Origin of the sequence: Shewanella sp. FDAARGOS_354 (genome assembly GCF_002209245.2) — a bacterium.
In the GTDB taxonomy this organism is placed as follows: domain Bacteria; phylum Pseudomonadota; class Gammaproteobacteria; order Enterobacterales; family Shewanellaceae; genus Shewanella; species Shewanella xiamenensis.
The window spans coordinates 1-22,330 of sequence record NZ_CP022090.2 but is presented as its reverse complement, the minus strand read 5'-3'; the positions used below and the strand labels follow the sequence as shown (position 1 = coordinate 22,330).

Genomic DNA, 22,330 nt, shown 5'->3' with positions numbered 1-22,330 from the left:
GAATTTAAATTCTTCTTGTTGGTGAAAATTTTACCCACTCGGCATACACCATCGGCCCTCATTCAAGCCCAATGAAAATCCACTTTGGTGTTTAGGTTTAATTTAAAGGGACAAATTTCAGCATATTTACGATTAGTTTTATTGAACAATGAAAAACTGCGGCATAGCGTGTGAAATAATTTTTAATGAAATTTGTTTAAGCTTTTGATTTTATTAAGTATTGTTTTTATGGCTTTTTGGGGCAAAAAACGGTTATGTACCCAATTAGAATACACCAATCTTCGTTGAAAGCCTTAGTGTACTTGAGTTGTAGCTATTCTTGGGTTTTTGAGGAGCTTAAAGATGGAGCATACTGGCTCTAAGTTGTGCAAAACAGTTAATTTTTGCGCAGTAATAACAGTCCCAGAGGTTTCTGCGTCCCCAAAAGAGCAAAGATAATTCTAACTGCCAATGCAACTTCATCGATAAGGCAATTCGCCTTGCTTGAAGGTAAATTATTAGGGACCAAGATTCGCCGTTCTGAGGATGTCGGCCAAGCCAGTGTCAGCGGTCAAACCTTACTGAATTACAAGCCTAGCAGCCTTACGTTAGCCGATTATAAGAGCCTGGCTAAAGAAGTTATGCAACGCCTTAATGTATAACAAGTGTAATACATAATATGAATAAATTAACTGGTGTGACTAGATTGAGTAGACGTAAGTCTGTTAAAGATTCACAAGAAAGCCCAAAGCCACAAGAGAAAATTACCACGGTTTCCATCCGCTGCAATAGCAGCTCGCCGGTGCCATTGCTATTAACGGAAAACGATAGGGCCGATTTTATGGCTCGGAGTCCTAGAGGCTGAATTGGGTAAAAATATCACGATGGCGAAGTTGTTTCGTAGCCTTATCAGTATGCGCTTTGGGTTAACGAGTATTTGCCCCAATAGTGAGTTAAGAAGGCTTCAGCACACATTTTTAAGCCAGCTTATTTGACCTAGTTCCCGAATTCAACTGCGAAGTGCGACACTCGCCAATATCAAGCAGCCAATACCATTTCTTTAAAGACAATCGCTGGTTGCTTGAAATCTAAACACTTTTTCGGTCGATAATTTATCCGTGATAAAGCGAATTCAATATCACTGTCTGTTACCGTTGTTAGGTCGGTTCCTTTCTTCACATATTGCCTTAAAAGACCGTTAGCATTCTCATTGGCTCCACGCTCCCAAGAACTATAAGGGTGGGCAAAGTAAACATCAGCCTCCAACTCCTTTGCGATGGTTTCATGGCCTGCAAACTCTCTCCCGTTATCTGCCGTGATGGTATGGACATGCTCCTTGTAAGGCATGAGTAGCTCTATGGTTGCTCTAGTGACATCATCCGCTGACTTGGATGGCACTTTCTTCACCAAGTAAAATCGTGTTTTACGCTCTAAAATAGTCACCATCGCCCCCGTGCCGTGCTTGCCTAATACGGTGTCGATTTCCCAATCACCAAATCGCTCCTTACTGTCAACGATGCTTGGCCTATCATCGATAGAAACCGCATTTTTGATCGCTGGTGCTTTCTCTTTTTTACCGCGACGATACCGCTTGTGACCTTGCCTCAAGTGGCGATATAACTTGCCACCCGAGCGTTTATCCTGCGCAACAAATCGGTAGATCCACTCATAGCTGACAGCGGCACCGACTTTAGTTAATACACTGGAAATCTGCTCTGGACTCCAATCCGCTTCTAAAAGGAGGCGGATAAAATCAACACGCTCCTGAGGTATTCTGTATTTACGCGCTAATGTGCGTTTTTTGAGTGATAACACCTGAGCTTCGTTTGGGCAATAATGACTGCCCTTGCTGCCACGTTTAAGCTCCCGATATACCGTGGAGCGATGGCACTGAACGGTTTTAGCAATCTCAGAAACTGAAATCCCCCGTTCCAAAAGAGCAGAAATCTGGTATCTTCTGCCTTCGGTCAACTGCTGATAATTCATGGTAGTACTGCTTGTTTCTTTGGCGAGAAGAGCGTACCACTTTTAGCAGTTGGCTTCCTCTTCTACACCTTTCCATGAATGTCGCACTTATTATCTGAAATCGGGTTTTTCTAATCAAATTATTATGCTATTGGTGCTTTTCTCATGTGTACAAATTTTAAATAGCCTTATGTTACTAAGGATGGAAAATGAACGATCTACATCAGGCTCGACAAGTCCTTTTTGAGCTGGCTGAGAAGTATGGAAAGGCAGATATTAAGAATGAAGCACAAACTCGTTTTCATATAATAGATAGAGTTTTGGAAGATTGCTTTAACTGGAAAGACGATATTGAAGTTGAGAAGCATGAGTCAAAAAATGGCTTTACTGACTATGAATTAGGAAAACCAAGAATACTTGTTGTAGAAGCTAAACGAGAAGGTACCCCATTTGAGATTCCTGCGGGTCTATCACTAAAGTTGACTATTCCGATTCAATCTCTTTTCGAAGCTAATACAGCTCTTAAGGAAGCTATCGAACAAGTGCAGATTTATTGTGCTAGACGAGGTGTTCCCTTGGCGCTTGTTACCAATGGTCACCAATATGTAGCTTTTCTGGCTTCTCGAACTGATGGTGTCGATGTTTTTGATGGAGATGCGCTAGTTTTTACTTCACTTGATCATATGCATCATCACTTCACGCAAGCTTGGAACTATTTATCAAAAGCTGGTATTGAAGAGAATAGGCTTTTTAGATTACTGACTACTGGTGATAAAAGGCTTCCAAATAAGCTTTCGAGCCAATTGGTCGATTATCCAAAGATTAGGTATCCAAGTGAAGTACAAGCTTCACTTAAACAGCTTTCTGAGTTGTTCATACAAGATGTAATGGATAACCCTGAGCTAGAGAGTAATTTCTACAAAGACTGTTACTGCGAAAGTGGTGCGTTAAATAAATATGCTTTACTCAGCAAGAATGTACTTGAGGCAAGGTACGCTGCAATCTTTAGTGCATCAGAAGAGCAACCATCAGTTCAACCTGTAAAATCCCAAAAAGGCTCAAACTTCTCGCCTGATATCGTGGCGGAAGCATTGTCTAGGCGTCCTATAGTTCTGATAGGAGATGTGGGAGTCGGAAAAACATCATTCGTAAAGAATTTAAGGCATAACAGCGCACACGAAGAGTTTAATAAGGCTATTTATGTCTACATTGACTTAGGTGCAAATGCCTCTCTCAATACAGACATAAACTCATTTATTTTAGATCAGATTGAGCATCAATTACTTACACAATATGAAGTTGACACCTACGATAACAATTTTATTCATGGGGTTTATGATAGTGAAATTCGAAGGTTTGCCAGAGGCTTATGGGGAGCTTACAAAGATTCAAACCCAGAAAAATACCAAGAAAAGCTTATAGAAGAACTAGCAAACCTTGTAGAAAACAAAAGCAACCATATGAAGCGCTCGGTAGAACATATTGCGAAGGGGCGGAAAAAACAAGTCATAATTTGTATTGATAATGCTGACCAACGAGACTTCGACATTCAACAGGAAGCTTTTATTATTTCCCAAGAGCTAGCCAAAGAATGGAAAGCTACTGTATTTCTGTCTGTGCGACCACAAACGTTTTATAAATCTAAACGTTCAGGTGCGCTAACAGCTTATCCACACAAAATCTTTACCATCTCTCCGCCACGTGTAGACCAAGTTGTGGAAAAAAGGCTACGGTTCGCAGCTAAATTAGCTAGAGGAGAGCATGCGATCGATTTACCTTCTGTTCGATCTGAAAATTTAGCCTTATTCTTGGAAGCATTAGTTCGATCACTACAAAATAACAAAGAGCTAAACGAGTTTTTAACGAACATTACTGGTGGCAATATTCGTGCGGTAATAGAGTTTGTGACTGGTTTCATAGGATCTCCGAACGTAGAGGCGCAAAAGATAATTGATATAATGGAGACGGAAGGAGACTATCGAATTCCTGTACATGAGTTTTCTAAACAGGCCCTTTTAGGTGATTACTCTCACTACAGTCCAGATACATCAATTTCGATGAACGTGCTCGATATATGTAATGCAGATCCAAATGAACACTTCTTAGTCCCAGTTGTTATTTCGTATCTTGATACGAAAGGGGGGCATTTGGACAAAGATGGGTTTTGTAGGACAGAAACTTTGATAGAGGAATGTCAAAATGCTGGCTTTACAACAAATCAGATAGAATCCGCATTGAGGAGAGCAACGAACAAAAAGCTGATAGAAACCTCGCTAAGAGTTACGTTTGAAGAAGACGAAGATAGTAATCTTATAGGAGACATGCCAGATAGTTTTAGGATAACTACTATCGGTGCGTATCATATCAAGAGGTGGCTTGGTGAATTTGCATATCTTGATGCGATGCTGTTTGATACACCAATAATGGACGAACTTTCCAGAAGCGAACTAATAGCAGACATATCATGTCTAACAATTGCGAGCAGATATGCAAGAACAACCATTTTTAGAGAGTATTTGAGAAGTTGCTGGCGAGCTTATAGTAGTGCTCCCTCATACTTCGACCTTGAAGAGGCATTTTCATTGGGAGATGATAGTTTCCAAAGGGTTCATAAAGCAATCAAAAAAAACCAAATGGATGAGAATAAGTAATCTGTACTATCTTTGTACTTGAACTGAAGAAATAAGTTGGAGATGTTTTCCAACTTATTTCTGTCCCGAGGCTTCATAGACTTGAAGTTTTACTCGTGGCACTTTCTCAAAAAGTGCCACCTAGCTCAGATCTGCCCCAAAGCTGGCTAGCATTCATTTAGTGAATTGAAAACTGACGAATGAATTGCCCTGCAAAATCTCATCTATTTACCCAATGTTTGGCCCTACCGTAAAGCGACTAACAATATATGGGTATACAGTCGTATTTAAATTTAGATGCTTTTGAGTGTTTTTAAACTCATTAGTTTGCGCGTTTTTCCGGATGGTGTATTAGAAAAAAGCTGATAAGTTCTTTGAAATACAAGCAGTTAATGATGTGCGATTTTACTGGTCTAATAAGGTAAACGCGCATGCGCACTAATAAAATGTTAGCTCACGGCGGCCTCAAGGACCACGTGCATCAAAACTACTAGTTGATATGAAACCTTAAAATGACTACTATAAGTAGCACAAATGAGGTGAGTATGAACGAAAAGTTTTTGAATACCATTCTTAATGGTGATTGCAGAGAAGAGTTAAAGAAGCTCCCAGAAAATTACGTGTCTGCATGTTTAACCGACCCGCCGTATAACTACGAATTCATTGGTCATAAGTGGGATGATCAAGAAATTCAACGGCGCATGGAAAGAGTTAAAGATAGCAAGACACTGGTTAAAAATATTCCATATGGAAGTGGTCTCGCTGGCGGCGTAAGGAATAAGCGTTGGTATGAAAAAAATAGAAATAATATTTTAGATTATGAGCAGTGGTGTGTTGAGTGGGCAACTGAACTGTTCAGAGTATGCAAGCCTGGAGCAACAGTTTTGGTATTCAACAGCACTCGAACCATAGCTCATGTCCAAGTTGCTCTTGAAAAAGCTGGATTTTATGCGCGAGATATAGTCGTTTACCGAAGGTCTAGCGGCATCCCCAAGGGAATAAATATGCAAAGAAAGCTGGAGCAGAATGGGTTTAAAGACCCTGACAAGCTAAAGGGATGGCATAGCTGCTTACGCAGCGAATGGGAGGCTATTTGTGTTTTGCAAAAACCGTTGAAAAACAATTACACGGAAACTCTGCTCGAATTTGGCACGGGACTGTTTTATACCGAAATGGCCGATGGTGGATTTCAGTCAAACATATTGGAAAACATTAAAAGAGATAGATCGGCAGACTACAATGTGCACTGTACGGTTAAGCCATTGGATCTTATGAAAAAGCTAGTTGAAATATTTGTCCCTAGGACAGAAGGTTCAATTGTGATTGATCCTTTTGCAGGATCTGGAACTACTTTGGTAGCAGCAAAGCAACATGGGATTGATTATATAGGAATAGAAATTGAGCCTTCTTATATTGAGATAATAGAAAAAAGGCTCTCTGACGCTAGCGGTTTACAAGAAAGCCTCGGGCTTTTCTGAGAAGATATTCTTCCAAATCAAATCCAGATATACGCTGAATAAATTCGAATGATTGCTTGCCTATATAAATGGTCCATCCGCCATTTTGGCAGGCTGTCATAGCTGCGGGTAAATTGTCTGATCTTAAGAATAGGAATACGGGCTCATATCCACTTTCTCTGAGCAAAGGTCCATATTGTTTGAATTTCTTAAGCGTTCCTGAGTCCCCTGACCCAACTCGATATTTTGTGTCAATTGCGTAGTTTTCGACGCGTAAATCGCAAGGTTCATCCCCTCCTATTCTCAAAGCAGGTTGAAATGAAGGTGCGTTTTTGCAAGCCTCAATAACTAAAGACTCCCAGATTTTACCTAGCTCTCTTCCCCAGTATTGCCTGTTTTCTCTCTTCAATTGTGGTGTTATACCGAATGCATCCATAAGGATGTCATGATCATCGTTTTCATCAGAGTATACTTTTTCGACAAATGAGGAGTGGTAGCGCTTAAGAATTGCGTCAAGGTTGGATTCAGTCATTATCTATTCCATGAAAAATGAAACCAGCGGTTCTTCTAATGCAGTAGCGATTTTCTCAGCATTGAGAAGAGTAATGTTTCTTTCTCCTCGTTCCACTGAGCCAATGTATGTGCGATGTAAATCGCACAAGTTAGCTAACTCTTCTTGCGAAATGCGTTTTAGTTTTCTAAAGTGGCGAACGCGCTGGCCAAATATGTGTGTTATGTTCATGGGGGAATTTTGTGATTTTGCATACTATAAGTCGACAGACTATAAGTAGCATGAAGAGCTAGCAAAGCGCTGTACTCGGACAAATTTTCCGCTGCGCTCCAAATTTGCCGGTAAGCGCGGCGTTAACCCGTAGAAATTTTTATCCGAAATTCACCTGATACAGTCGACGTCCTGACACGCTTTTGTCCAAAAGCGAGCTCCTGAATCACGCTCATTAGGCTGATATCACCATCTCCAAAACTATTGTGCAGTTATTCAGTGACATCAAATTTAGATAACTGATTCAACTCTATTTTTATAACGTTACATTATCAAAATAGAGTGCCAGCAATTGCAGCTTCCAGTTTCTTGTAACGCTGATCAATCAGATAGTATTGCTCGCCGTTCTTGACGGCGAAGCTGCCAGACAGGTAGCCAATCGACTCCAACTTCTGAATACCGATCTTAATCTTCCTATTTGCTTCTTTTTTGGACGTCTCAAGCCTCAAGCGCTCTCTAAGGCGCTCAAAAGAAACGGGGTGAGGATTCTCAGGTAAAGACGTGAAATACAAATACAGGCACTGTGCGACCTCAGCACGAGGCAATTTTTCCAATACTCGCAGACTAACCAACACTTGATAGTCTAACCGATACAGATCCCATAGGGTTTCATCGGCCATTAGCTCAACAATATCGGCTTCACCGTCATACATGGCCCGCAACAACATTCCCGTATGCACCGCTTTTTCGGTGTTTTTGCGCCTAAATGTCAAACTTTGGCTTTGGATACGCCCGAGCGAGTCCCCGATCTGTTTACGCAGGTTTTTATCAAAACGCCGGCTGGGATAACCGCAAAACTTAGCGAACTCTGAAAAAGTCAGTTTGACCGTGTTGGAGGAATAACCGTACTTACTGAACACCAGTACAATACCGCACCACACCTTAAAATCGGTTTCGATATTCAGCCGTTGGCCCCTGACTGTAACCAGGTCATAGCCTTCCTTTTGGCAGAGATCGAGGCTCACTAGATCGTTACTGAGATCTTGTGCTTTAACATCATTCGCATTCGTTCTACGGCCAACGGGCGTAAAAACGCCTGTTCTGAGCAGAACATTAGGCTGTACACTGGTTGTGCTACTAATCGTTAGGAGTTTACCGCTGTAAAGGTTTTCGGTAACCGGTATGGGTAATAATGCGTTTTCTGATTGTTCCATGTGCGCCACTTATGCCTATAACCCAATTAGAGTACACCATGAAACCCATTTAGAATACACCTAATTGAGGTTTAGTATCGTTGTTTTAATTTTTGTAACGTACATCAAAGGTTGCTTTGTAAATCCTTTCGAAACTTGAGCTTAAAGTTTTTTTGTAGGTGAAAATTTTACCCACTCGGCATACACTGCTGGTTGTTTTTTGAACCCACTCGGCATACACCCGCCCTCCCAATTTATAACCCAATTAGAATACACTTTGGTATTTTAGATAGCTAAAAGTCAGAGTATCGCAATTAGTTTTATTGAGCTGTGGGTAACTGCGGGATAGCTAGTGAAACGCTTTATTGGCAAGTTTTATATAAGTGATTGATTTTAAATAAACTAGATGTATAGCGTTGTTCTGTGCAAAAAAGAGGTTGCTTACCCAATTAGCATACACCGTTTACCCAATTAGAATACACCTAAAACCCAATTAGCATACACCGTTTACCCAATTAGAATACACCATTTACCCAATTAGAATACACCTACCTCCGCTGTAGCCCTTGGTGTGCTTGGGCTGTGGCGATTCTGGGATCTCTTAGGATCTTTTAGGATCTTAAAAGATGGATCTTATTGGATCTGAGCTGTGCAAAACTTTTCAATTTTGCGGAGTAAGAACCCCTCCTGGGGGCTTTGCCCCCGCCGGCCCTTCCCCTCGCTTCGCTCGCTCCGGCGCCCCCCAAAAGCAGCGGCTCCGCCGCGACCAAGGGCTTCGCCCTAGTTCGCCTAAAGGCTCCACCCTTACCCAAAAATGCCTCGCCATTTCCTGCCGTTGGCAGGGGCGAGATTTAAAAGCACCGCTGTAAGTAGGTTTTGTCTTCGACCGTTTAACCATCTCAGTGCGGATAGCCCGTTACCCTGCGGGGCTAGTTCGCTTCGCTCACGGTCTAGCAGAAAGATAAAGCGAAAATCGGTATTAAGAGTCCTAAATCAAGATTTGCAGCGTTTTTTTCTTAAAATCGCAACGTTCTATCAATATCAGAATAAAGCTGCTTAAAACGCTTCCTAGGCGTTTTAACGATGTCTAAAAATAACGCTTAATAGGGGAGCCCGCAGAATTCGGAAAAAATCGTACGCTAAGGTTTTCCGGGCATCCGTAAGGGCCGAAACTTCCCGTCTTCCAGTCTGCGGCTCTGCCGCCAGACGTAATCGCCGGTTAGGTTGATGTGCTCCCAGCCCAGCGGCGACAGGAATTGCAGCAGCTCGCCGTCCACCGGCTTGCCGGCCTCGACCAACCCCTGGGTGGCGCGTTCCAGGTACACCGTGTTCCACAGCACGATAGCCGCCGTCACCAGGTTGAGGCCGCTGGCCCGGTAGCGCTGCTGCTCGAAGCTCCGATCCCTGATTTCCCCAAGGCGGTTGAAGAACACCGCCCTGGCCAGCGAGTTGCGCGCCTCACCTTTGTTCAGGCCGGCATGCACGCGGCGGCGCAGTTCAACACTTTGCAGCCAGTCCAGGATGAACAGCGTGCGCTCGATCCGGCCCAGCTCGCGCAGGGCCACGGCCAGTCCGTTCTGGCGCGGGTAGCTGCCGAGCTTGCGCAGCATCAGCGAGGCGGTGACGGTGCCCTGCTTGATCGAGCTGGCCAGGCGCAGGATGTCGTCCCAGTGGGCACGCACGTGCTTGATGTTCAGGGTGCGGGGTGTGAAGCCCAATGGTACGAAAACGTACGCTAAGGCCATTCGTCCAGCTCCGGTGGTTGTTTCAGCGGCCTCAGTTGCCCATTTAGTACTTGTTCAGTAAGGGTAAACGAATAATGCCCCAACATGTTCACGTGTTTATGGCTGAGCGGAGATAATCTGGCTTCGTCTTCTACTTTCACATCCTCGCCTTGCTGTTTCAAGTGATCAAGAGCGGCCTGCATATAGATTGTGTTCCACAGCACCAGCGCGTTAGTCACCAAACCCAGCGCGCCAAGTTGATCTTCCTGCCCCTCTCGATACCGCTTCCGAATTTCACCACGCTGACCGTGGCAGATCGCCCGTGCGACCGCGTGACGGCTTTCTCCTCTATTCAACTGGGTCAGAATTCGACGGCGGTAGTCTTCATCATCCACGTAGTTCAGCAAGTAAAGTGTCTTATTGATACGGCCCGCTTCAATAATGGCTTGTGCTAGGCTGGAAGGCCGCTCACTTTTCAGTAGCGAACGGATCAGCTCGGAAGCCTGCACTGTACCCAGTTTGAGCGATCCCGCAATGCGCATCATGTCATCCCAGTGTTGTTCGATTTTGTGGGTATTGACGCAACTGCGAGCTAGCTCATCCAATGGGCCATAGTCAGCGGCCTTGTCCACGCGCCAGAACACGGATTCACCTGCGTCTGCAAGACGCGGTGAAAACTGGTATCCAAGCAACCAAAATAAGCCAAACACCATATCGCTGGCACCGGCGGTATCGGTCATAATCTCCATCGGGTTCAAGCCGGTTTGCTGTTCCAGAAGGCCTTCCAGCACAAAGATGGAGTCACGCAGTGTTCCTGGGACGACAATGCCATGAAATCCGGAAAACTGATCCGAGACAAAGTTATACCAGGTAATGCCTCGGCTGGAGCCAAAGTACTTCCGGTTCGGCCCTGCATTGATGGTGCGGATCGGAGTGACAAAGCGCATACCGTCGGCGGATGCCACCTCTCCACCGCCCCACTTATTGGCCAGAGATAAAGTAGACTGGTAGTTCACCAGTTTGGCATTGGCCTTCACCAGCGTCTCGGCACGCAGGTAATTCTGTTTGACCCAGTTTAAGCGGTGTCGGGTTAATGCGGGTACTTGATGCTTAATCAGCGACTCTAAGCCGATGTTGCATGCTTCCGCCAAAAGCACGGCGCAGACGCTGACAGTCAGGTCTTCGGCTCGGGCATTAGATTCGCTAACATGGGTAAATTCATCGGCAAAGCCGGTATGGGCGTGGATCTCCAGCAACAGCTCCGTCAGATCCACGCTGGGAACTAAGGATTCGACCTGTAGGGAGAGCTGCGTTAGGCTGGGCGGTTCATCCAGTTTGGCAAAGTTCGTGATGGTCAATGTGGGCCGTTTGCCGGACAGATCCAGCTCAACTGCTTTGTTGTTGTCGAAGTTGGATGCCACTTGTCTGTAACTTGCATCCAGTTGACGCACCAGACCGTCAATCGCTTCTTGGGGATTGAGTGGATGACCGAGTGAACGGCACACCTGAATGCGGTTTGCTTGCCATTCCGGCCCTTGTAACAGCTTGGCCCGTGGATCACCCCAGCGGTCGCTGTTCTCTACGTAGATATCACGGCGGCGCAAACTGTCTTGTAACTTATCGAGAAAGCACAGCGTATAGCCTCGCTTGGTCACTCTATCTTCTTTGTCGAACACCAGGCGTTTCCATGGATTAGAGACAATGTCCAGAGGGGCTTCATCCAGTAACTGCTTGCGCGATTCCAACAGCCCACCAAGATATTGATGGGCTTCCAGAGTCGCCTTGCCTGCCGGAGCCGCTTTGAATACGATATCACGCAGTAATTTCGGTAAAAAACGCCTGACCCTGCCATATTGTTCCACCATTTCATCCTGAAAGTTATCATCGTAGGGGCGAGCAAGTTCATGGACGGTGGCAATGGATGTCGCCAGTTTTTCACGAGACATTCTGGCAAAGATAGCTGACCTCAGCTGCTCATCCTGCATGCTTTCAGTGAGTATCAGGGTGCAAACCTCTGCTAGGGCCAACGCAGATTTATCCAAATCCTTCAAGGGGTTGTAAGCGGGAAGCCGCCAAAATTTTGCGGCCTACCATTTTTAGTGCTCTTTCGGAACCTCAATGACGCCATCAGCAATACCTTGTGCTAAACGCTCTATCCATTTCGCAAAGCGAAAATACCCCGGATATTGCAGGCAGATGTAGTCCATCTGGACTTTTGATGCGCTATCCATCACCCGCTTAAAGGCGTCCATATAATCATAACAGCTTTGCAATAACTGAGCGTCACCCTCCTCTGTCAGAGGAAACCGACAAGCATAATCATGAACTCTCTTTGCCAAATGCCTTTGCTCTGCTGTTAAATCGATCATTTTTTGCCTCGTAAAAGCGTTCGATAGACCGTTGGTCTCGACACCGAAAATAACTCTGCTAAGTCGCTGATTGAGTACTCGCCCGTTTCATGCATTCGACACAGTTCTTTCTGTTGTTTCTCAGACAGTTTTGGCTGTTTGCCCCGCAGTTTGCCTTTTGCACGTGCAATGGCCATTCCTTCGCGTGTGCGCAAACGTATCAGATCCCCTTCGAACTCTGCAAAGGTAGCCAACACATTAAAGAACATTTTCCCCATAGGATCAGTTGGATCATAAATGCTAAGTCCCAGCGCTAGTTTCACCCCTCTGAGCTGGAGTGCATCAGCTATCTCTCGTGCGTCAGGAACCGAACGGGCCAGCCGATCAAGTTTCGGTACCACAAGAGTATCCCCTGTTCGAACGGCCGCCAAAGCTTGATCTAAACCGGGTCTCTGTCGGTTTGAGCCTGTTAGACCCTTATCTACGTAAATTCTGTCTGGGGAAACCCCCAATTTGAGCAGAGCCTCCTGCTGAGCCGTTAAATCTTGCTTGTCGGTTGAGCACCGAGCATAACCGATCCGTATTTCTGTCATAAATGTGTACGTTTAAGGGGCCATGAAAGAGATTGATACCGTACCAGTTATATGAGACAACTTCAGCAGTGATTTATGGCTAATGCAAAAATTATTTAAACTGTCCGCTCAAGGATCCTCTTACGGACATATTCAGTGCGAGGTCAGGATGACATCCCGTCGCAAAGATAAAGGTAAAAGACTCTCCGTTTTAACAGATGCAGAAAAATTTGCACTGTATGGTCTGCCTGATTTTGATGAAGGCCAGCAGCTGGAGTATTTGTCGCTCACGCCGGAAGAGCTGGCGCTGATAACCAGCCGCCCCGGAATACTGGCACAGATTTATTGCATCCTGCAGACAGGTTATTTCAAGGCTAAACACGCCTTCTTTCATTTTTCACCGAAGGACGTGGAAAGTGATTTCGATTTTGTGGTTCAGCGTTACTTTCGTGAAATATCCATCACCGACAAATCCATTACCGAGCATGAATATTATGCCCAGCGTAAGCTTATCACCGACTTCTTTGGGTATCATCAGTGGTCCGGCTCCATTCGCCCTCAGCTCGATGCTCGTGCAGCACATATTGTACGCCGTGATATTACGCCTGGATTTGTTGCCACCGAACTTATCTGCTGGCTAAATGAGAAAAAAATCGTCCGGCCAGGATATTCCACGCTTCAAAAAATCATCAGTAAAGCGCTGTCAACGGAGCGACAACGCCTGGCAGACATACTGTTGTCTTTCCTCGATACAGAAACACAGAGTGCACTGAATTCACTCCTGAAGAAAGATGACGCACTGTCCGGACTGGCCGTGTTGAAGCAGGAAGCGAAAGATTTTCGATGGCGACAAATGTCCCGGGAAAGGGAGAAACGAAACCAACTGGAACCGATATATCAGAAGGCGCGACAGTTGCTGCCCGTGCTCGGGATCTCGCAACAAAATTTGTTGTACTTCGCCAGCCTGGTCAACTTTTATACCATCCACGACCTGCGGAACCTCAGAACAGAGCAAACCTGGTTATATATGATGTGCTATATCTGGCTTCGCTACCAGCAACTGTCAGATAACCTCACCAGCGCCATGATGTGGCACATGAAGCAGACAGAAGAGCGCTGCAAGGAAGAGGCCAGAAAAAACTTTGAAGCAGATGTTCTGCAGCGGCAACAAGAGAATAATAAAGTCGGTCGTCTGTTATCCTTGTTTGTCGATGATGATGTGATGGATAGCATCCCTTTTGGAGATGTGCGCCAGAGGGCCTGGAAAATCATGCCCAAGGAGATCCTGCAGAACACCGCGCAGCGAATGCGAGTGAAACCTGCCAGTCGGATGGCTCGACAATGGGAAGCAGTTGACACTCAGACTGCTCATATACGGCGCCATTTACGCCCGCTGTTTTGTACTCTGAACTTTTCCAGCGTGACGCCTGAATGTCCCTGGCTTGCTGCGCTGGCATGGGTCAGAGGGACGTTCTCAAAGCAGCTACGGTTGACGCAGCGGCCGCTGGCAGAATGCCCACCGGCTACGCTCCCACCACGACTGCGAACCTGGTTATTGAGCGTTGATGAAAACGATACACCAACCGAGCTTCATGCCAGCCGTTATGAATTCTGGTTGTACCGGCAAATCAGAAAACGATTTGAGGCGGGAGAGCTTTATCTTGATGACAGCCTGCAACACCGCCACCTTTCAGATGAGCTGGTTTCCGTAGAGGAAAAAACCGATATTCTGACCCAGATGGATATCCCGTTTTTACGAACCCCGGTCGAACAGCAGCTGGATGAACTGACCAGCGAACTGCATGAACAGTGGATAGCGTTCAACAGGGAGCTTAAGCAGGGTAAGTTGTCACATCTTGAATTTGATCATGATACACAAAGACTTAGCTGGCGTAAGTCGGACATGACCGAGCAATCGAACAGTGTGACGGATTTTTATTCACAGTTGCCTCTGTGTGAACTTGCGGATATTTTTCGCTTCGTTAATCAGCGGTGTCAGTTTCTGTCGGCACTCACACCGCTACAACCCCTGTATGTGAAAACGGGAGCTGATGCAGACAGTCTGATGGCGGTAATAATGGCACAGGCCATGAATCACGGTAATCTGACTATGTCCCAGACCAGCGATATTCCCTATCATGCGCTCAATGATTCCTACGAGCAATATCTGCGTCTCTCCACGCTGAAGGCCGCATGTGACTGTATTGGCGACGGAATTAAGACGCTTCCTGTCTTTCCGTATTATTCACTGGAGTTGGGGGAACTGTATGGCGCTGTCGATGGGCAAAAATTCAGCGTAGAACGTCCGACGATCAAAGCCCGTGCATCAAAAAAATATTTTGGACTTGGTAAGGGCGTAGTGGCTTACACTCTACTGTGCAACCATATTCCACTAAATGGGTATCTCATTGGTGCCCATGAGTATGAAGCACATCACGTCTTCGATATCTGGTACAGGAATACCAGCGGGATTGTACCCACGGCGATAACCGGTGACATGCACAGTATTAACAGGGCTAATTTTGCCATTCTTCACTGGTTTGGTCTGCGTTTTGAACCCCGCTTTACCTCGACAGAGGACATGCTTAAAGAGCTATACTGTGCGGGCGATCCGGAGCGTTATAAAAAATGTCTTATCCAGCCTGTAGGTCAGATAAATAAGAAAGTTATCATCGATGAAAAACCTCACTTGGACCAGATTGTCGCTACGCTGGGTATGAAAGAAATAACTCAGGGTGCCCTGATCCGTAAATTGTGTACCTATTCAGCGGAAAATACGACAAGGAAGGCCCTGTTTGAATTTGATAAACTGATCCGTAGTCTTTACATCCTCCGATATCTTCGTAACCCGCAGGTGGCCAGAAACAGTCACAGGTCTCAAAATCGTATTGAATCCTGGCATCAGCTTCGTTCAGCGATCGCGCAGGTTGGTGGCAAAAAAGAGCTGACCGGACAGAATGATGTTGAGCTGGAAATCAGCAATCAGTGCGGGCGGCTACTCAGCATCATTATTATTTATTATAACTCAGCCCTGCTGTCGCGATTGCTGCAGAAGTATGAAGATGTCGGTAACACCCGGGGACTTGCTCTTCTCAGACGAATGTCGCCCGTAGCCTGGCAGCATATCTTTCTGAATGGGCATTACACCTTTATCAGTGAAGGGAAAGAGCTCGATCTGGACGCCATGATTGAGGGACTGACGTTGTCATAGTCAGGCCTGCAAACTTTTGGCGGCTTCCCGCTTACAACCCCACTTACTTGTAAGTGAACTTTTGGGAACCTCAATTACACCACCCGCTATACCCTGAGCCAGTTGCACCAACAATTTTGTAAATCTCAAAAATCCTGAATATTTTGTCACCATAACTAATGGAAACATATTTTTCATGGAAACAATTGTTTCCTGTTTCCATTGGTGTAATATTGACCAATAAATTTGAAATAGGCGCATAACATGGCAGAGCAAAACGGCGTAACATTTGAGCAGGTATCAACAGCCGCAAACAGCATGATCAGCAAAGGTATTACCCCTACTGTTCGCAATATCATCTCGGTAACAGGAGGAAGAACAGAAACGGTCAGTCAGTTATTAAGAGATTACAACGATAAACGTAACGCCGAAGTGCTGAAAATGGCAGATGAGCTTGGAAGTTCGTCCATAGCGAAGCTTTTAGCAAGTGAGGTACAAGCCGTTGTAGATCGCAAGACCGAACAACTAAAAGTTATGCTCACAGAGATAACTGGGCAACGGGATGAACTAGTAGAGCTTATGGCTGAACTCGAAAAAAATGCATTGCATCGAGTAGAAATGATCGAGGCCAAAGCTACGCAGTTGATTAACGAGGCAAATGATAAGACGACCAAAGCAATAGAACGGGCAGAAAAAGCCGAACTCATGGCCGCTGAATATGAAAAACTTACAGCGCATGCAAAGCAAGAAGCCGTTGACGCGAGCAATGCCGCAGAATCAAAATCAGCACTTCTGATTAGCAACGCTAAGTCGGAGGCGGATTCGTTGGTTCGAGCAGCCGACAAACGTGCGGAAAAAGCAGAGCAAGAAGCAGCAAGTCTACGTGAGCAAGTCAAATCTCTGAGTATTGAACAAGCTAAACGTGAAATAGAACAAACCCAATACCAACAGACAATAGAAGCGCACCGTAAATCTATGGCAGAGTTGGCAGAGGAACGCACACTAAATACTCGGCTTCAAACTCAATTTGAGAATCAAGTTGCTGAGATTAAGCGACTCACAAGTGAAGTACATGAACTCCGCACTGATTCTAAACAGCTTGCTTCACTGCAAGGGCAGCATATTGAATTGCAAAAGCAGTTCACCCAGGTTCAACATGCACTCTCACAATCAGAGCGGGAACGCGAATCTCTCACCGTAGCCTTACGTCGAAACACTGACATTTAGCCCCTTATATATACCGTGATACTACAACTTCGGTTTGGTATCACGGAATTCAGGGTTTTCATAAATTTATTTCACCACTTTTCGTCACGTTTTAGATCTATTTTGTGCATTTTAAAACTATTTTGTCTCGCTTTAGATCTATTTTGTCCGACCACAAACAGGCCGTTAAAATTAGCGACTATCACATCACCATTGCGGGCTGTCTCATGGCGATCCACGATTAATACATCACCATCGTAAATCCCTACGCCTTGCATTGAATCCCCCTGAGCTACGCATAAAAAACTGGCACTAGGATGGGTGATAAGCAATTCATCAAGGCTAAGCCCAAGCTGAGTATATTCAGCTGCGGGGCTTTCAAAGCCGGTAATACCCGCTTGGGCAGGGATAGGAATAACACGCATAACACACCAATTAACTGTATAAATATACAGTTAATTTTAGCAAGTCATCTAGTTTACACAAGCTCTAAAAATAATTTAGCAAATTAAAATAAAATCATTTTAAAACATAATAATACAAAATAAATGTATTACATTTGATATACATTAAAGATAGATATCACTTATACACTAAGCAGTGATTGATCAGCTGATTCTGTATACTTTGTCGTTGGCTCAAAAAAAGTAACACTGTAATCAGGACTTCGCCACTAACGTAGCTAACCTCATACAGTATTCTAAAATCCTCTTTTATCGCATGTCTTACCTGAGTAACTCCAAGTTCAACTAATTCTTGGCATAGTGAATGGCTAAGAGGATTTTGCATAACAGAAACTTCAAAGGCATCAATAACGGCCTCAATTCTCTCTATTACAGCAATCTCTTCATTCCACTGAGCATAGTGAGATATAGCACTATTTACGGTATCTTCAAATGTCTTGGTATATTCAAGTTTCACCACAGACATACTACTTATCCTTTAACGCGAGCTTACGATCCGCCAAGCGTTCCTTGAAAGTACTTGATGACATTGTTCGACCATTTTGTTGATCACTTTTCGCAAAACTGACCATCTTGAGTAAAGCTATCGCTTCATCGCGTCGATTTCTATCCGCTACTGACTCAATAACGTAAGCAGGAACACCATTTTGAGTAATAATCATCGGCTCATCGAGTGGCAAGTTCGCAGCATTTTTTTTCAAAAAACTAATTGTTTCTATGTTCATAGGGTTGTGCCTAGCTGATTGGTAGAGAATAAGGTAGCCATATTGACTATGGTCATAATCATATCACAGGCAAACAAAAAGACTAAATAAAGACCAAATATAGACTGCCCTTATACAAATGGCAGTCGAGTGACTTGAAATTGTTACTTTTTCAAAATTGATTTTATGAGAATTGCGCTATTTTTTTATAGTAAATTTTGAACGGGCATTTTTTGCAATGCAAAAAAATGCCCGTTAAATGTCTCAGGAAAATTCCAATACCGAGCACCATTATTACATCTCAAAACTAGGCGTTGATGCGTGGCAAGCCCTCTTTCCCTTTATATTTTCTCATATTTTCCACTCGGGCGAGACAACGACGCGGGGGTCTCCGCATCACAAGCACTCCACTGTTACCCCCTCGCGCCTTGCGCTCTAGGTGAAATTAAAAACTTCACCTAGAGCGCGACACATCAAGCTTTGTAACGCTTTCATTGTTCAGATTTCATTGTACAAATTAAAGCAATAAATGCCGTCAAACGGGATCGCTAAAACACCACCATTTCACTCACTCACCCCCCCATCGATATACACCTCATTGAACTTAAAACCGCTATAAAAATTTTGCATTGCAAAAAAATAACGATTTATCCCCAGGCATTCATCACTAAGCTGTGCCGTTCTTCACTCAGCACCTGCAGATAGATTTCCGTGGTTTTACTGTCGCTATGGCCCATGAGTTGACTGATCACATGCAGCGGCACCGGTGGATTCGCCGTAACCATTGCCCTCAAAACCATGCTGTAGCTCTTTACCTATTGATTGAGTTTCCACATAACCAAGCAATAACATCGGACATAATCGACTGATATTGAGTGATTTACAGGCATAAGTTCTAGCTTCACAACCATTAGGAAATTTATAGCTAATGCTGAATAAAGATGTAAGCAACGCAAGCCTAATAAACACTAAACTCAACGTTGAACAGGAAATGCCAAACGTTGAGAATAGCTCTTAACGCTTTGTTAAAAACTGTATGAGCCCGCAAAGCCGTTTTCCCACGCTAACGGTGCTATTTACAACGTGTGGGACGCTTTAAAGGCCCAGAACTGCAGCCAGTTTAATACCTCAACAAACGAACGAAAAAAACCACCGCATAACCCGCACAAAACAACCGATTTAAATAATGTTTTTTTCGAACACATACAACCGAAACAAAACAAAAATAACCTTTTCCCCGAACAAGGCCACCGATCCGAACAGATCTACACCGCCAACCCCCCATTTACACAAACAACCTACGTTATTAACCTTGAAAAAGTTACAAAATCAAATATACAAACAGTGAAATGCAGGGCTAAGAGTAACCGCCCCACAGGCTTCGGGCGTGGCGTAGGACATCAGCCGCGGGGTAAGGGCGGGTTTATATGCCACTGGCGCCCGATAAACAGGCATTGGGCGTGGCAGACTGAGCCCGCATTGCTCCGGGCCGTACTGTCGCATGACAGGCCTTTCCTCATGCTTTTACCCTGGCATGCGACTGTATGAGCCAAGCAGCAATGAGCCCGCAAACGCTGTGCCGCGCTGTTTGTCTTAGCTATAAAGGCACAGGGTTGAGGGCGGAACAGGGCGAAGGAGGGGTTTATCGGGCGCCAGTGGCATATTCATTTGAGGGTGGGAAAGCCCCGCGGCTAATGTTCAGGGGTGGGGCGGCTCACACAAGCTGTCAGACAGCCTCTCTAAACTATATGATTAAGCAACTTTCTCGAGTTGATCGCAATAAAGATTTAAAAAGGGAGTAAGAAGAAAAATACATGTTGGTATTTCGCTCTTTATATCCAAAATTGATCTATTTTTGATTTTGTAACTAATTCAATATTGCTTGCAATAAAAATTTAGAAAGTGCCACTATTATTGTATAGTATACAAAATACTATACATGGAGCATGGGTATGACTGTTATATATAGAGCTAAGTGTTTGGATTGTAAACATGAATGGACTAGTCGACGGGGAGCAGGTACACCTGATTACTGTCCTCAATGCAGAAGTAAAAGAATCAGTTCAAGTCCTATTGGATAAAATAAAAAATAGCGATATCAATAATTTAGTTGATATCGCTATTTTTTTAAGATTTTAACTCAGTATACGCAACTTAGCTTTACCTTCTTGAATTTCGTTCTTTTAATTCTTCAAGCATAGGGCGGCAAAACTCTTTAATTTCATCAAGTAACGGTTTCAACTTCCCGTTTATTTCAGAAGTTTTTTCTTTAGCATCAATAAACTTATTTTCTAATGTAATATTTTCTTTTGATAAAAAGTCAATTTCCTTTGAGTTTTTTTCAAAAACAATTCTGTACTCATTAACAATAGGATTTAATTCATCAAAGAATCCATCTGGTAGGTTTTTAATTGGGCAGTTTGGAATGATTCCATTTAAATAATCTAGCATATATGAATTAAAATCAACATCATCTAAACTTAGTAATCCATTAGCAAAGTCAGTTAACAAAATATTAGTTTTAACATCACCTAGAAATGAAAGACTTTTTTTATTTTTATATGAAGAAACCTTATAAAATTCACCATCTGGAATTAATTTAGAAACAATAACCCATATTTGATATGCTTTATCATCTAATAACATATTCAATTCAATTATTTTTTCCTTATTATTTTTTATATCATCTGAAATGTTTTTTTGATACCTTTTTTGTTCTGCCAATCGGTTATTTATTGTTTCCGCATCTTTAACCAAGGATCTCTGACTAGATGTTAAATTTAGTTTTTGTGCTTGCTCCAAATAATTTTTAGTTATTGTGGTAGTACCTTGACTCATAACTTCTGAAGCTACGGCTACAATTGCTTTTCCTGCAAAATTCGCAGCCTTTAATAAAAAATTACCAAATCCCATTTTCATTCCTTAAAAATTAGTTGCTTTATGTTGTATGTACCACTGTTTATAGTTTATACCATTTTTCATTTAAACTTTTGAAGTTAAATTACAAAAAAACGTGCACTGAGCACGTTTTTACGTAACGAATAGAGCAACTAATTAATTCCAGAAATTCCCACTATATTGAGGCAGATTAGGGATGTTTTAGCATGGTCCGAAATTATATACATCAACTGCATACAATCTTCAGAACCTGTTAGCTGTCAAATCCGCATTTCTAGCTGGTCGCGTTCGCGCAAGTTGTGGCGCTTGATATAGTCGTTAACTGTCGTTGACGGTTCATCGATCAATTTGGCAATAGAACGGATACTCAAGCCCTTATCTAAATAGCTTTCGATCGCTTTTCGATGTTTATCTAACTTGGTCTTTTCTGCTTGGCCGGCAGGGCGGCCAAGTTTCATACCTGCAGCCTTACGGGCGGCCAATGCCTCTTTGGTACGCAGGGAAATAAACTCGCGCTCAATCTCTGCCGCCAACCCTAACACGGTCGCGGTGATCCGACTCTGCATCGAGTCATCGAGGATCATTTTTTGTTTGGCTATATAGACATGAATTTGGCGTTCGGTGCAAAATTCGAGGATTTCGAGCACTTGTAATGTGCTGCGGGCCATGCGCGAAACTTCGGCAAATACAATCACATCTTTTGGGGCCAGTGACTCTAATAAATCACCGAGTTTTCTCGCACGCCATTTGTGCTTACCGCTAACGGTATCTTCCACAAATGCCAGATTGCTTAACCCATGCTTATTAGCAAACTCTAAAATACCGTGTTTTTGATTATCAACATCTTGTGCATCAGTTGATACACGTAAATACGCATAATTTGCCATAAGTTACCGTTCGGCCTTATATGATTTAATTCGAACACCTTAATTATAGTGCAGTTATAGGTTTTATTCGAACAATATCACGTGATTTTAACTGCATTCTAAGGCGTCAGGCAGGAAATTTTTTGGATCGCGAAAGATCCTGCGTATTGCATACATGATTGAGTTACAAAATCAAGTTAGGTTTGAATCAATTCTCCAGAGATTTGATTCATCTTAAGGGAAAAAACCGCCCCAGAATAGCCGTAAACGGGGGATTGGGACGGGTTTTAGGGGCTCGCGTGAATCAGTCTGGTGTAGAGTGATTCACTGGCTCACTTTTGGACATAAGCTTGTTAGATTGTTAGCTCTAATTTGAGATTTTCGGATAAAAATTTCTATGGATTAACGCCCTG

At 43.8% G+C, this 22,330-nt stretch carries 18 protein-coding genes and 2 pseudogenes; 5 read left to right on the top strand and 15 right to left on the bottom strand.

The genetic code is table 11. The features are described from left to right. The first annotated feature begins 479 nt into the window (after positions 1-479). Positions 480-641 (top strand): ParA family protein, encoded by a 162-nt coding sequence (locus tag CEQ32_RS22755; RefSeq protein WP_192959179.1) that lies wholly within the window; start codon positions 480-482, stop codon positions 639-641. 376 nt (positions 642-1,017) lie between these two features. Here CEQ32_RS22755 and CEQ32_RS22745 read toward each other — a convergent pair whose 3' ends face one another. Beyond that, a complete protein-coding gene (locus tag CEQ32_RS22745; protein ID WP_055647838.1) occupies positions 1,018-1,965 on the bottom strand; it encodes an IS30 family transposase in 948 nt (315 codons plus the stop codon). A 188-nt stretch (positions 1,966-2,153) separates the two neighbouring features. On the opposite strand from CEQ32_RS22745, the gene CEQ32_RS22740 reads away from it, so the two are divergent. Both CEQ32_RS22740 and CEQ32_RS22735 read left to right on the top strand, forming a co-directional pair. Beyond that, positions 2,154-4,595 carry a hypothetical protein gene (locus tag CEQ32_RS22740; RefSeq protein ID WP_088587038.1) on the top strand — a complete coding sequence of 814 codons (2,442 nt, stop codon included), beginning with the start codon at positions 2,154-2,156 and terminating at the stop codon, positions 4,593-4,595. 524 nt (positions 4,596-5,119) lie between these two features. After that, positions 5,120-6,052, top strand: a complete 933-nt coding sequence (locus tag CEQ32_RS22735; protein WP_088587037.1) for a DNA-methyltransferase — start codon at positions 5,120-5,122, stop codon at positions 6,050-6,052. On the opposite strand, the gene CEQ32_RS22730 is transcribed toward CEQ32_RS22735, so the two are convergent. From CEQ32_RS22730 to CEQ32_RS22695, 7 genes and pseudogenes are all read right to left on the bottom strand, one after another. Continuing rightward, positions 6,018-6,563, bottom strand: coding sequence for a restriction endonuclease (locus CEQ32_RS22730; protein ID WP_088587036.1), 546 nt, complete (start codon positions 6,561-6,563; stop codon positions 6,018-6,020). The genes CEQ32_RS22735 and CEQ32_RS22730 overlap by 35 nt on opposite strands. Positions 6,564-6,566: 3 nt before the next feature. Continuing rightward, positions 6,567-6,773, bottom strand: coding sequence for a helix-turn-helix domain-containing protein (locus CEQ32_RS22725; protein ID WP_088587035.1), 207 nt, complete (start codon positions 6,771-6,773; stop codon positions 6,567-6,569). Positions 6,774-7,084: 311 nt separating this feature from the next. After that, positions 7,085-7,966 (bottom strand): RepB family plasmid replication initiator protein, encoded by an 882-nt coding sequence (locus CEQ32_RS22720; protein WP_088587034.1) that lies wholly within the window; start codon positions 7,964-7,966, stop codon positions 7,085-7,087. A 1,118-nt stretch (positions 7,967-9,084) separates the two neighbouring features. After that, positions 9,085-9,645 (bottom strand): annotated as a pseudogene (locus CEQ32_RS22710) (Tn3 family transposase); the annotation flags it as partial. A gap of 35 nt (positions 9,646-9,680) precedes the next feature. Next, positions 9,681-11,720 (bottom strand): annotated as a pseudogene (locus CEQ32_RS22705) (Tn3 family transposase); the annotation flags it as partial. Between the two features lie 45 nt (positions 11,721-11,765). Continuing rightward, a complete protein-coding gene (locus CEQ32_RS22700; protein ID WP_014611550.1) occupies positions 11,766-12,038 on the bottom strand; it encodes a hypothetical protein in 273 nt (90 codons plus the stop codon). Continuing rightward, a complete protein-coding gene (locus CEQ32_RS22695) occupies positions 12,035-12,610 on the bottom strand; it encodes a recombinase family protein (RefSeq protein ID WP_014611549.1) in 576 nt (191 codons plus the stop codon). Before CEQ32_RS22695 ends, CEQ32_RS22700 begins: the two co-directional genes overlap by 4 nt. Before the next feature lie 148 nt (positions 12,611-12,758). On the opposite strand from CEQ32_RS22695, the gene CEQ32_RS22690 reads away from it, so the two are divergent. Then, positions 12,759-15,800, top strand: coding sequence for a Tn3 family transposase (locus CEQ32_RS22690; RefSeq protein WP_088587032.1), 3,042 nt, complete (start codon positions 12,759-12,761; stop codon positions 15,798-15,800). Here the strand turns inward: CEQ32_RS22690 and CEQ32_RS22885 are convergent, their stop codons facing one another. Next, complete coding sequence (locus CEQ32_RS22885) at positions 15,801-16,040, bottom strand: hypothetical protein (RefSeq protein ID WP_146128729.1); 240 nt, start codon at positions 16,038-16,040, stop codon at positions 15,801-15,803. 3 nt (positions 16,041-16,043) lie between these two features. On the opposite strand from CEQ32_RS22885, the gene CEQ32_RS22685 reads away from it, so the two are divergent. Continuing rightward, positions 16,044-17,006 (top strand): DNA-binding protein, encoded by a 963-nt coding sequence (locus CEQ32_RS22685; protein WP_088587031.1) that lies wholly within the window; start codon positions 16,044-16,046, stop codon positions 17,004-17,006. Between the two features lie 71 nt (positions 17,007-17,077). Here the strand turns inward: CEQ32_RS22685 and CEQ32_RS22680 are convergent, their stop codons facing one another. The 6 genes from CEQ32_RS22680 to CEQ32_RS22645 all read right to left on the bottom strand — a co-directional run bounded on the left by CEQ32_RS22680 (position 17,078) and on the right by CEQ32_RS22645 (position 21,938). Beyond that, entirely contained in the window at positions 17,078-17,410 is a 333-nt protein-coding gene (locus CEQ32_RS22680; protein WP_226871936.1) for a S24 family peptidase, read from the bottom strand. Positions 17,411-17,567: 157 nt separating this feature from the next. Further along, positions 17,568-17,915: a type II toxin-antitoxin system RelE/ParE family toxin gene (locus CEQ32_RS22675; protein WP_088587030.1), complete on the bottom strand. Its 348-nt coding sequence runs from the start codon at positions 17,913-17,915 to the stop codon at positions 17,568-17,570. 1 nt (position 17,916) lies between these two features. Further along, positions 17,917-18,174: a type II toxin-antitoxin system Phd/YefM family antitoxin gene (locus CEQ32_RS22670; RefSeq protein ID WP_069455582.1), complete on the bottom strand. Its 258-nt coding sequence runs from the start codon at positions 18,172-18,174 to the stop codon at positions 17,917-17,919. Positions 18,175-18,800: 626 nt separating this feature from the next. Then, the gene (locus CEQ32_RS22665) at positions 18,801-18,953 is read right to left on the bottom strand and encodes a hypothetical protein (protein WP_226871935.1); all 153 of its coding nucleotides are present in this window, start codon (positions 18,951-18,953) and stop codon (positions 18,801-18,803) included. A gap of 1,360 nt (positions 18,954-20,313) precedes the next feature. Then, complete coding sequence (locus tag CEQ32_RS22650; RefSeq protein WP_088587027.1) at positions 20,314-21,066, bottom strand: hypothetical protein; 753 nt, start codon at positions 21,064-21,066, stop codon at positions 20,314-20,316. Between the two features lie 245 nt (positions 21,067-21,311). Continuing rightward, entirely contained in the window at positions 21,312-21,938 is a 627-nt protein-coding gene (locus tag CEQ32_RS22645; protein ID WP_088587026.1) for a recombinase family protein, read from the bottom strand. Between the last annotated feature and the right edge of the window lie 392 nt (positions 21,939-22,330).